Source organism: Paenibacillus sp. 01T422, from assembly GCF_056398785.1.
Genome location: NZ_JBFTQB010000230.1, coordinates 1 through 11,184 on the forward strand (window position 1 = coordinate 1; position 11,184 = coordinate 11,184).

The window sequence follows — 11,184 nt, forward strand, 5'->3', positions numbered from 1 at the left end:
GTGCACACCAGTACATTTATGCTAGCGGTAAATAGTAAATCCAAACATCCGGCTGAAGCTAAGAAATTCATTGAATTTTTAAGTCGCAAGGAGATTGCAAGTACGTATGCGAATGAAACAGGGCAAAATGTAACGGTCAAAGACGTCCAATACACAACCCCTGAGCTTCAGGTAGCGACTGAGTGGGCAGGTAAGAAAACACTCTTCCAGCCGCGGTTCAGCATCACCAGTGCGGATAATCAAAAGGCTGTTACGAATTCGATTCAAGCCGTGCTCAGCGGCAAATCACCTCAGGATGCTGCGAAAGAAGCGCAGGCTATTATCGATCAGCATCTAGTCAAATAAGATGACACATAATCGCCGTGTGTTATGGCTATTCCTACTGCCAGGAACCCTGCTGTATTTGTTCTTATTCGCCTTGCCGACATTAACCGGATTGTTTTACTCGTTTACAGATTGGGACGGCGTATCGCCGTCCTATCAGCTTGTCGGAATGAACAATTATGCCAAAACGCTGCATAACATTGTCTTTCAGAAAGCGCTCTGGAACAATACGAAATTCATGCTGACGGTTGTGATTGCCCAAACACTCGTATCATTGGCGTTAGCCATGCTGCTAGTGAAAAACACGAAAATCCACGTGCTCCTGCGTGCGCTTTACTTTTTCCCCACCATCCTCTCGTCTGTAGCGGTGGGGTTGATTTGGTCGTTTATGTACGATCCTTCCCTTGGACTAATCAACACTTTGCTGCACCAAACAGGGCTTGGGGCATGGGGGCAAAACTGGATTGGCGGGGTCAAAATCGCCCTCTACGCCATTGCGGGCGTTCAAGTCTGGGCACATGCCGGGCAGATGATGATTGTGTTTATTGCGGGCTTGCACGCGATTCCAGAAGAGTTGTATGAGGCGGCGAAAATGGATGGGGGCACCAGGTGGCAGGTATTCCGTAAAGTAACCTGGCCGCTGTTAGCYCCGTCAGCGACGATTGTAGTTGCTTATACGACAATCCAGTCGTTTAAAGCTTTTGACTTAATCTTTACCATGACGGATGGCGGCCCCAATTATGCTACCGAAATTTTGACCACCTACATTTATCACACGGCTTTTGCTAACTATTCGTTTGGCATGGCTTCTGCCGGTTCTGTTTTGTTCCTGATTTTGTTGTCTATTTTGACGATTCTGCAGTTCAAAGCGCTGCGTGCGGATCGTGTTTCGTATTAATCCAAAAGAGGTTAACTAATTATGGGAATGAAATGGTTCGGTCGCGTTGTGCTGCTGCTGTATGCACTTATTATCACAGCACCTTTGTATTTTGTTTTTATCTCGTCGTTTAAGTCGACGCAGCGCTTTTTTGCTTCGCCGCTGGGTTGGCCGAAGCCATTCATATTGTCTAACTTCACGTCCATGTTCAAAGGGCAGACGATCGGCAAGTACTTCTTGAACAGCGTAGAAGTGACGTTAGGCACGGTATTGATTGAGCTGCTGCTAGGCAGCTTGATCGCCTATGCGATCTTCCGATTGGGTGGCAAGATCGCAACAGTTTTGTTTGCACTATTCATAGCAGGACTCATCGTCCCGTCTCAGGTGAATATGCTGCCCATCTATTCGTTGACACACAAACTTGGCTGGTCGGACAGTCTATATGGTTTAATTCTGGTCTCAGTAGCTATGCTGATGCCTTTAACAGTCTTCATGCTGAAAGGTTTCATGCAGGTGTTGAGCAAGGAGATTCTGGAAGCCGGCAGCATCGATGGAGCCGGCGAGTGGAAGCTATACTCGCGTATTGCACTGCCTTTGTCGGCGCCTTCATTGGCCGCTACGGCAACGTTCTTGTTCGTCATGGTATGGAATGATCTGCTCATTCCGATGCTGCTCATCAACAGTAAGTCGAAGCTCACGCTTCCGCTTGCTATGCTGCAGTTCCGCGGCGAATACGTGACGGACTACCCGATGTTGTTAACAGGCGTTGTGATTACAGCAGCACCGATGGTTGTGCTATTTTTGTTCCTGCAGCGCTATTTCGTTGCTGGCGTGATGGCGGGGTCGTTGAAGGGGTAGTTGGATGACAACCGTCAATTCGGCTTAACTCAGATTGTTCCCCTTGGCTGAGATTACGGGCTGCCATTGGATGAAATCCAACGAAATGTGGCGATTTCGGGTGTAGATGCTATTTTCGTTGGAGTAAATCCAATGGAAGTCTGATTTTTAACTCAAATAGCGCGATTTTCATAGATGTCATTGGATTTCATCCAAGGAGAAGGAGCAATTTTGCCTGATGAGGGCATTCTAATTGGATTTCGTCCAATGGAAACTCGAATCTGAGTTTGCCTCATGCTGAATGCCGAAAAAAGTTGCTTTCTGCTTCGTGTGAAACACTCCCGAATAGTACAAAATAGGAAGGGCACAAACAGTCAAGGATCGAAGCTTGACTGTTTTTTTGCTATTCTGTGCTTTCTTGTGTTACAGTTAGAGAGAGGTGATCAACGATGTTTAAATTGGGTATTTTGGACCAATCACAAATAGGGGAAGGCCGTAACGCAGCAAGTGCGTTAGCCGAAACGACGGAGCTGGCGCAAGAAGCGGATAAATTAGGGTATTCGCGGTATTGGGTATCAGAGCATCATGCTTCGCAAGCGCTCGCGCACTCAAGTCCAGAAGTGCTTATTGCCCATCTGGCAGCCAAAACAAGCCGAATTCGACTAGGATCAGGCGGCATTATGATGCCTCATTACAGTGCTTATAAAGTAGCGGAGAACTTCCGATTGCTGGAGGCACTTCATCCGGGGCGGATTGATGTTGGTCTCGGCCGCGCACCAGGCGGTATGCCGATATCCACACGTGCCTTGCAAGAAGGAAAATACACAAGTGTAGATCAATACCCTCAGCAGGTGGCTGATCTAACGGGCTATTTGTATGACTCGTTGCCGCCGAGCCATCGTTTTGCGGCTTTGCACGCATCTCCAATTATTGRGACTGCACCGGAAATTTGGCTCTTGGGATCTTCCTACGATAGTGCCCGAATTGCTGCGGATCAAGGGGCTGCTTTTGGCTTTGCGCAATTTTTTGGCAATGCAGACTGCGAGCAGGCTTTGCGGATTTATCGTGAGCACTTTAAGCCGTCGATCCTGAATGAACAAGCTCACTCCCTGGCGGCGATTATGGTTATTTGCGCAGATACGGAAGAAGAGGCCAAACGTCTGGCTTCGAGCTCGGATTTGTTTTTCCTATCACTAGGCCGCGGCGCACTGCTGCCATCCTTTCCTTCAGCGGAGACAGCAACGAATTATCCCTATACGCCGGGGGATCTGGCTATGATTCAAGAGCGTCAGCATAAGCGGGTCGTCGGTACACCTGAGCAAGTCAAAGCGCAAATGATTAAGCTTAACGAAGCTTATCAAGCTGATGAATTGATGGTTGTGTCGCCAATTCATGATGTAGCAGCGAGAATTCATTCCTACCGATTATTGGCTGAAGTGTTTGATATGCAGGGCTAATCTAATTGCTATCTGATGCAGCGAAGTACGTTGTTTTATAGTAAAAATTTGCGTTTTTTTGTTCTTGCCATTACACTTAAACCTAAAATGGAGTGGTGAAATGAGCAAGAACAGAGTTTGGAACAAGGGAAAACGTAATGGCGGCGGTGGTCCGGTACCAGGAACAGGGTATAAGGAGAAGCTAGCCGAGGCCGCAAAGGCTGAAGGTAAAAATCCGGAGATTGACTACAACAACCCGATCAATCAAGTTCGGCCAATGAAACGCGAGAATTGGGTCCAGCGACCTGTTCGCGTTATCCGGGAACAACCAAAAACATAAATAAAAAACCTATTCGATCTTGTTAGGATCTGGATAGGTTTTTTTAGTTCAATTTTAAGGCATAAGACTTCTAGTATACGGACCATTTTCTCTGTGCTGGATAATGTGTGCGTGAGTACAGGTTCAAGACCAATGTGAACACCCCAACGCTCCGCTTCCTCGGCTAATTCCTCAACGGTTTGCTTAAGCAGCTCCCAACCGATGGCTTCATAACGTTCAGGATCTTGCGACAGATAAGTGGTTAAGTCCGCCGTTTCCGTTGCTACGATGGATGTTCCCAGATCCCTGGCATAACGCAGATGTTCTTTGAATCTATTGATTTCATAGCGACGCTGCTGCGGATCTGGATGGATTGGGTTGATATAGCAACCGAGTACGCCAATGCGGATGCCAGCGCGCTGGAACTGTTCGCCAATATGATTGGCGAGTCCAGGGCTAAGCTTGCCCAAACTTGTGTCGATATCGCTGATGGCTTTGCTAAGAGCCAACTGCACGAAGTCAATACCTCGTCCGCGCAGCTTCTCTGTTAATTGATTCAGTGGCAGATGACCGACCGTATGAGCTAGCGTCCCGATGCCCATCTATCTCGCCATCCATCCGCCGTCCACGCACAATACGTGTCCGTTCATATAATCGGAAGCATTAGAGGATAAGAAAACGACAGGCCCTTTGAGATCCTCAGGTGAGCCCCAACGGCCAGCTGGGATACGTTCTGTAATCGATTGTGTGCGCTTCTCATCTTTCAGGATTGGCGCTGTGTTATTCGTCGTCATATAGCCAGGTGCAATGGCATTGACTTGAATGCCTTTGCCAGCCCATTCGTTGGCTAATGCCTTGGTAACACCTGCAATCGCATGTTTGCTTGCTGTGTAGCCAGGCACGTTAATGCCGCCTTGATAAGTGAGCATGGAAGCGATGTTGACGATTTTGCCGCTGCCGCGCTCGATCATGTGACGGCCGATCAGCTGGCATAAGAAGAATGCGGAGTTCAAGTTCAGGTCGATGACGTCGTGCCAGTCTGCACGTGAGTGGTCAACAGCCGGTGTACGACGAATAATTCCCGCGTTGTTCACAAGAATATCGATGCTGCCATAAATGCCGACAGCTCGGTTCACGACATCCTCAAGGATGTCTTCGTTGCTTAAATCAGCTGCGATCAGCTCAGCTTTACCGCCTAATGCGCGAATCGCTTCAACGGTTTGCACGCTTTCGGAAGAAGATACAGCAATGACGTTAGCGCCTGCTTCAGCAAGTCCGATAGCCATTGCTTGCCCTAGACCGCCGGAAGCTCCGGTTACGAAAGCTGTTTTTCCTGTTAAGTTAAAAAGTGTCATGAAACATACTCCTTTTCACTAATGAGTGACGATTTGGATGCCGGAATCACGGTATTGCTTGGCCGTTTCTGCGGGCAGGTTACTGTCGGTGATAATCATGGCTACCTCAGACAAAGAGGCGAACGTACGCAGGGCACATTGGCCGAATTTATAATGATCAGCAACACCATAGACGGCTGCGCTGGATGCAATCAATGCGCGTTTGTAGTCGGCGTGATCGCTGGTATAAATCGTAAAGCCGTGCTGCAGATGAACGCCGGTAGCAGAAATGAACGATTTCTGAATGTTAAGCGAATTCACATAAGCAACAGCTTCGGGCCCAGCGAGCATATTCCGCGTTCTGTAGCCGCCAGGTACAACGAGCCGGATTTCTTCCTTATGAACGAGCTCGGAAATAATGTACAAATCATTGGTCACAACAGTAAGCGGCTGATTATCCAGCCGCCTAGCAATTTCAAGTGTTGTGCTGCCGCCGTCGAGGGCAATGATGTCCCGCGGCTGAATGTAACGAAGGGCAATCGTTGCAATTTCCGATTTTTGATCGGCATGTTTGACGATCGGCTCCTTCGCCGAAAGAATGCCAAGTTGATCGCTTTGGGCGAGCATAGCCCCGCCATGAATGCGGACAAGCAGCCCTTTTTCCTCCAGCTTGGCCAAATCTTCACGAATTGTTTTACCTGTTACGTCCAGTTGTTCACTAAGTTCGTTAACCGTGACTTCTTTCTGTGCCAGGAGTATTTCCATAATGGTTTCATATCTGCGTAAAGGGTTCATCGATGATCATCACTTTCCAAAAGAGAGATTACCGATTATTTTAAATCTTTCATAGCCACGGCGTCCATATCGTCGAACATTTGATTTTCGCCAGCCATGCCCCAGATGAATGTATAGTTATTAGTGCCTACGCCGCTGTGAATGGACCAGCTTGGGGAAATAATCGCTTGCTCATTGCGCATAACAACGTGACGCGTTTGTTGTGGCTCGCCCATCATGTGGAAAACAACAGCATCTTCTGGCATGTCGAAATAGAAGTAAACTTCGGAACGACGATTATGTGTGTGTGAAGGCATTGTATTCCACATGTTACCCGGTTTGAGAAGAGTCATGCCCATAACGAGTTGACAGCTTTGAATGCCATCTAAGTGGATATATTTGTAGATCGTACGCTCATTGGATGTGTTGATGCTGCCCAGATGAGCTGGTGTAGCTTCGCTAATTGCTACTTTTACAGTTGGGTATGTTTTGTGAGCAGGCGTTGAGTTGAAGTAGTACTTAGCTGGATCAGCTGCATTTTCGCTGGCAAAAGTAATGTCCTTCGAACCTAGACCGATGTAAATGCAATCTTTGGGGTCCATGTTGTAAACGGTTCCGTCAACGGTAATCGTTCCACGGCCACCAACGTTAATGATACCGATTTCGCGACGCTCTAAGAAATAATCAGCTGCCATTTCTTTCTTATCGGCTTGCAGCTGCAGGGAACCAGTAATCGGAAGAACACCGCCAATGATGAAACGGTCAACGTGGGAGTACACTAGTTTAATCTCATTTGGTGCAAACAAAGCATTGATTTGAAACTCGGATTGCAAGCGCTCTGTGTCAAATTGTTTAACTTCATTCGGGTGTGATGCGTAACGGATATCCATGTGATAATCGCTCCTTGGATTGGTTTATTTGAGTTGATATAGGTTCATATAGGTTTAATTTACTCCAATAAGGCGGATTAAGCAAGTGTTTTCGGAGGATGCAACAAATCATGCCCAAGAAGTGAATAAAGGAGAAAGATTAAGGAAAAAACAACCCTACAGGAGGTTATGTCTATGGATAAAAGTCATTATTTCGACCACGTCTGCAACGATACGATCCCGACCAAACCCGAGGAAGAAGATACGACGCCAACCGATTTGGTTAGCGAGGCGGTCGAGGAGATTATGGACAATATCAAAAGCGCCTTCTCGCCCAGCGAGCGGGATTAAGAGAAAGGACGAAGCGAGGTTGCTGCTTCGTCCTTTTTTCGTTAGGTTAACTGCGGGGCGGCTGAGCCCTGTAGTTCCCCCCCCATTAGCCCTATCGCCGCTTTTCTGCGAAATAGCGGCTCGCAGTTCCACTAAGGTGGATGAGTCCGCCACCTTAGCACTTTCTTGAGGCTGCGCACCCCAAGATGCCTCACTAGAACGCTGATTTCGATCAGCGTTCACTGCTCACAACCAACCGAAAGTCGCAGATAGCAGGATTTTCAACTAGCATAACCAACAGAGGGGCTGTTGCCCCTCTAGAATATCTCCTACGGCTGAGTTCAGCCGTTGAACGGAACTACAGGGCGCTATTTCTGCGAAATGCGCCTTTTCTAAAGTGAAGGGGAACTAGGGGCCGCTATTTCAAGGAATTTGGCGGAAGTTCCGCCTAAAACCTTGAAATAAGGGCCTGTAGTTCCCCCCCATTAGCCCTATCGCCGCTTTTCTGCGAAATAGCGGCTCATAGTTCCACTAAGGTGGATGAGTCCACCACCTTAGCACTTTCTTGAGGCTGCGCACCCCAAGATGCCTCACTAGAACGCTGATTTCGATCAGCGTTCACTGCTCACAACCAACCGAAAGTCGCAGATAGCATGCTCTTCAACTAGCATAACCAACAGAGGGGGCTGTTGCCCCTCTAGAATATCTCCTACGGCTGAGTTCAGCCGTTGAACGGAACTACATAGCGCTATTTCTGCGAAATGCGCCTTTTCTAAAGTGAAGGGGAACTAGGGGCCGCTATTTCAAGGAATTTGGCGGAAGTTCCGCCTAAAACCTTGAAATAAGGGCCTGTAGTTCCCCCCCATTAGCCCTATCGCCGCTTTACTACGAAATAGCGGCTCGCAGTTCCACTAAGGTGGATGAGTCCACCACTATTGCTCCCAACAGCCATACCGCTCTTCATCCCCCTCACTGGCTCATCCGCCACTGAACAGGCGTCATGCCAATGATGCGCTTAAACACAGTGGCGAAATGCTGCGAAGAGGCGTAACCCAGCACATTCGCGATCTCAGTAATTGAAGCGGAGCTCTCACCAAGCAAGCTGCAAGCCTTTTTAATCCGCATCCGTTCGATGTAACTCATTGGAGGCAGTCCCGTGTACGACTGAAAAGTTCGAAAAAAATGGGAGGGACTGACGCGGACAATGCCCGCCAATTCTTCAACATCTGGCCGCCATTCAGGCTCATCCTCGATACGGCGAAGCAGCAGGTCGAATTGATCAGTTAGATCATCCGCAAGCGAATACATTCGCTCATTCGCCTGCACGATGGCAAGCAGCAGTCCCACAATAGCCTGCCGTATGGAGCTGGAGCGCAGCGGACTATTGCTGTTAATCGCGTCGCCCAGCTTCCGAAAGCCTTGAACGGCTTGCAGGCCAATATGGCGAACTCGCGGAAGCATCTGCAAAGCGCTAGCGAAGCCTTCGCTTTCTCCCTGAGGAAGTCGAAGCCAATCCTCCGAATGGGGAGGGGTGACGATGAACCACCAGAACCGGCTCGGTTCTATGACGTTGAAGCCTCCGCGATGCAGCTCGCCAGGGCAAGTGTGAAAGACATCGCCTGCTTTGGTTTCATAGACTTGTCCGTCCAGCTCCCAGCTTGCTTTCCCGCGTTCCACCAGAACAAATTCATAGCCGTCATGCTTATGATAGGAGAGGGGGAGCGCTGATTTGATCTCATCGAAGCCGAAAAGGACCAACTCCGGAACACCGGCAATCAGTGCTTGCAATGTGGCGTCATAGGTCCAGCGGGGACTTTGTTTGGCAACCACAGGAATCCTCCTTATCCGAACATGTTCTTATTTATACTTCCATGTTTCTTATACTACTCAGCAGGTCTATGAACGTCAATGGCCAGCGGAAACCGTATGATGAAAGCAAGACGAATAAGGAGGCATGTAACAATGACCATGCAAGCAGAAAGAACTTACAAGATTACAACACAGGATAAGGAGGTTTTTGAGCGGGATGGCTATTGGATTTCGCCGAAACTTCTGGATGATAGTCAAATTGAACGACTTCGTGAGGCGCATGAGCGAATTTGGAGCGGTGATTATGATGGGGATGGACTTCCAATGAACCATTATCGGCCAAACGCGAATCCAGACGCCCTTCGCAAGCTGGACAATGGCTGGTGGATTAACGACGAGATTCGCCGTACCGTCACCGATCCTTTAATTGGAGAGCTGACAGCAGATTTATTGCAAACGGATGAAGTTCGATTGTGGCATGACCAGGTCATCTATAAGCCAGGTGTTGGTGACAAAGTTACGCCGGTAGGCAACGTGGGCTGGCATCAGGATTATGGCTATTGGCAGTGTTCCAGCAATCCGGGCATGGTGACCGTGTGGATTGCGCTTCAGGACACTGACCTGAATAATGGCGGGATGAAAACGATTCTTGGTTCGCATAAATGGGGGCTGATCCCGGATAGCGACACGTTCTTCAATCCCAACATGGAAGAGCTCAGGGATAAGTATGCAGCGGGTCGCGATTGGGTGGAAGAGCCCTGCATCTTGAAGGCAGGGCAGGCTAGCTTTCACCACGGACTTACGTTCCACGGGTCCGGCGCGAATACAACGACGGAGCCTCGTATGTCAGTCGTAGCCCATTTGATGCCTGGAGGCACAAGCTACCGAGCAGGTGTTCAGCGGCATGACAATATCCGGCTGTTAGGACCGCGTCCGCAGCAGGGGCAGCCTTTTGCGAACGCGTATTTTCCGATTTTGTTCCAAAGGTAAGTTAGCTTCGTACCGCTGCACTTTTAAAAACTTGATCCATCACGCTGCACAAAAGGCTCATCATCTCGTCAATTTCCGCTCTGGTTACAATTAAAGCAGGCATCAAACGGATGGTACTCGGACTAGACGAGTTAATCAGCAAGCCAGCATGTAGGCAAGCTGCGGCTAGTTCGGCGCCACGAGGCTCAGGAAGATCAAAGGCCAGCAGTAATCCCTTTCCGCGGATATCGGTGAGCCCATATTGGTTCTGAATCTCATGCAGCTGTTGAAGCAAATAAGACCCTTGCTCTGCGGCTTGTTGAGGAAGGTTGCGCTGAAGCACCTCGCCTACGACAGCAAGGCCCACGGCCATTGCAAGTGGTTGCCCTGTATAGGTTCCACCTTGGTCGCCTGCTTCAAAAAGGTTATAGGCTTCTTTCGTGAGCATCGCCGATAATGGAAACCCGCCGCCAATCCCTTTGGCGAGTGTGAGGACATCCGGCAGTACGCCGTAATGCTCATAAGCGAACATGGTTCCAGTCCGGCCAATTCCCGTTTGGACCTCATCGAACATAAGCAAAACCTGCTGTTCATCGCATAGCGTACGAAGTTCCTGGATGTAGGCGGAGTTAGCTTCATAAACACCGCCCTCGCCCTGGATGAGCTCGACTAGAATAGCGCAAGTATTCGGAGTAATCGCTTGCTTCATTGCTTCAATATCATTAAAAGTCACTTTCACGAAGCCGGGAAACTGGGGAGCAAACATGTGCTCCCAGCCGGCTTTTCCTGTTGCCGCTGTCGTTGCCAACGAACGCCCGTGGAAGCTGCGCTTCGTAGTAATAATTTCGTAAGCACCATTTTTATGGACAGCCCCATATTTACGAGCTAGCTTGATTGCACTTTCATTGGCTTCCGCGCCTGTGCTTCCAAAAAACACTCGCTGTAGTCCTGATAATCCCGTCAAAAGGCGGGCAAATTCAACCATCGGCTTATTAAAAAAGCCAGGACTTGCATTAACGAGCTTGCCTGACTGTTCCAGCAAAGCATCGCTGATGACTTTCGGAGAATGGCCCAAGCTTGTAACCGCCCACCCCCCGATAAAATCCAAATATTTTTTTCCGTCAGTATCCCACAAATACATCCCTGCGCCATGCTCCATGACGACCTGAGGCCGGTTTGCAATAAACAGAATGGATGCATTCGCCTCATCTAGCAATTCATTTGTGAATGTTTTTTCCTTTTCCATACAGACACACACATCCTTTTTAATAAAAATAAGAAATAATGAATAATTATACACAAATAC

The 11,184-nt window shown here is 48.7% G+C and carries 11 protein-coding genes and 1 pseudogene; 6 read left to right on the forward strand and 6 right to left on the reverse strand.

Translation table 11 applies throughout. The annotated features are described in order from the left end of the window. The 4 genes and pseudogenes from AC1DUA_RS14815 to AC1DUA_RS14830 form a co-directional block, all read left to right on the forward strand. Positions 1-345: pseudogene (locus AC1DUA_RS14815) on the forward strand (ABC transporter substrate-binding protein); the annotation flags it as partial. 1 nt (position 346) lies between these two features. Beyond that, positions 347-1,222, forward strand: coding sequence for a carbohydrate ABC transporter permease (locus AC1DUA_RS14820; protein ID WP_477500499.1), 876 nt, complete (start codon positions 347-349; stop codon positions 1,220-1,222). A gap of 21 nt (positions 1,223-1,243) precedes the next feature. Then, on the forward strand, positions 1,244-2,059 hold the full coding sequence (locus AC1DUA_RS14825; protein WP_477500500.1) for a carbohydrate ABC transporter permease: 816 nt from the start codon (positions 1,244-1,246) through the stop codon (positions 2,057-2,059). 428 nt (positions 2,060-2,487) lie between these two features. After that, the gene (locus AC1DUA_RS14830; protein WP_477500501.1) at positions 2,488-3,495 is read left to right on the forward strand and encodes an LLM class flavin-dependent oxidoreductase; all 1,008 of its coding nucleotides are present in this window, start codon (positions 2,488-2,490) and stop codon (positions 3,493-3,495) included. A 243-nt stretch (positions 3,496-3,738) separates the two neighbouring features. Here the strand turns inward: AC1DUA_RS14830 and AC1DUA_RS14835 are convergent, their stop codons facing one another. From AC1DUA_RS14835 to kduI, 4 genes are read right to left on the reverse strand one after another with little or no spacing between them, the layout of a single operon-like run. Continuing rightward, on the reverse strand, positions 3,739-4,395 hold the full coding sequence (locus AC1DUA_RS14835; RefSeq protein WP_477500502.1) for a sugar phosphate isomerase/epimerase family protein: 657 nt from the start codon (positions 4,393-4,395) through the stop codon (positions 3,739-3,741). After that, on the reverse strand, positions 4,396-5,148 hold the full coding sequence (gene kduD / locus AC1DUA_RS14840; protein WP_477500503.1) for a 2-dehydro-3-deoxy-D-gluconate 5-dehydrogenase KduD: 753 nt from the start codon (positions 5,146-5,148) through the stop codon (positions 4,396-4,398). Positions 5,149-5,166: 18 nt separating this feature from the next. Further along, the gene (locus AC1DUA_RS14845) at positions 5,167-5,922 is read right to left on the reverse strand and encodes a DeoR/GlpR family DNA-binding transcription regulator (RefSeq protein WP_477500504.1); all 756 of its coding nucleotides are present in this window, start codon (positions 5,920-5,922) and stop codon (positions 5,167-5,169) included. 35 nt (positions 5,923-5,957) lie between these two features. Continuing rightward, positions 5,958-6,791, reverse strand: coding sequence for a 5-dehydro-4-deoxy-D-glucuronate isomerase (gene kduI, locus AC1DUA_RS14850; RefSeq protein ID WP_477500505.1), 834 nt, complete (start codon positions 6,789-6,791; stop codon positions 5,958-5,960). Between the two features lie 174 nt (positions 6,792-6,965). Between kduI and AC1DUA_RS14855 the strand changes: the two genes are divergently transcribed. After that, entirely contained in the window at positions 6,966-7,121 is a 156-nt protein-coding gene (locus tag AC1DUA_RS14855) for a hypothetical protein (protein ID WP_477500506.1), read from the forward strand. Positions 7,122-8,069: 948 nt separating this feature from the next. On the opposite strand, the gene AC1DUA_RS14860 is transcribed toward AC1DUA_RS14855, so the two are convergent. Then, complete coding sequence (locus AC1DUA_RS14860; protein ID WP_477500507.1) at positions 8,070-8,930, reverse strand: helix-turn-helix domain-containing protein; 861 nt, start codon at positions 8,928-8,930, stop codon at positions 8,070-8,072. A 132-nt stretch (positions 8,931-9,062) separates the two neighbouring features. Here AC1DUA_RS14860 and AC1DUA_RS14865 point away from each other — a divergent pair, with 132 nt between their 5' ends. Then, positions 9,063-9,899 carry a phytanoyl-CoA dioxygenase family protein gene (locus tag AC1DUA_RS14865; RefSeq protein ID WP_477500508.1) on the forward strand — a complete coding sequence of 279 codons (837 nt, stop codon included), beginning with the start codon at positions 9,063-9,065 and terminating at the stop codon, positions 9,897-9,899. 1 nt (position 9,900) lies between these two features. Here the strand turns inward: AC1DUA_RS14865 and AC1DUA_RS14870 are convergent. Beyond that, a partial coding sequence (locus AC1DUA_RS14870) for an aspartate aminotransferase family protein (protein WP_477500509.1) occupies positions 9,901-11,184 on the reverse strand: 1,284 nt, incomplete at its 5' end.

Bases quoted from the DNA above. Each gene is read 5' to 3' on its own strand.
- AC1DUA_RS14825 (WP_477500500.1), top strand. From the start codon at position 1,244: ATGGGAATGAAATGGTTCGGTCGCGTTGTGCTGCTGCTGTATGCACTT.
- AC1DUA_RS14835 (WP_477500502.1), bottom strand. From the start codon at position 4,395: ATGGGCATCGGGACGCTAGCTCATACGGTCGGTCATCTGCCACTGAAT.
- kduD (WP_477500503.1), bottom strand. From the start codon at position 5,148: ATGACACTTTTTAACTTAACAGGAAAAACAGCTTTCGTAACCGGAGCT.
- AC1DUA_RS14845 (WP_477500504.1), bottom strand. From the start codon at position 5,922: ATGAACCCTTTACGCAGATATGAAACCATTATGGAAATACTCCTGGCA.
- kduI (WP_477500505.1), bottom strand. From the start codon at position 6,791: ATGGATATCCGTTACGCATCACACCCGAATGAAGTTAAACAATTTGAC.
- AC1DUA_RS14855 (WP_477500506.1), top strand. From the start codon at position 6,966: ATGGATAAAAGTCATTATTTCGACCACGTCTGCAACGATACGATCCCG.
- AC1DUA_RS14865 (WP_477500508.1), top strand. From the start codon at position 9,063: ATGACCATGCAAGCAGAAAGAACTTACAAGATTACAACACAGGATAAG.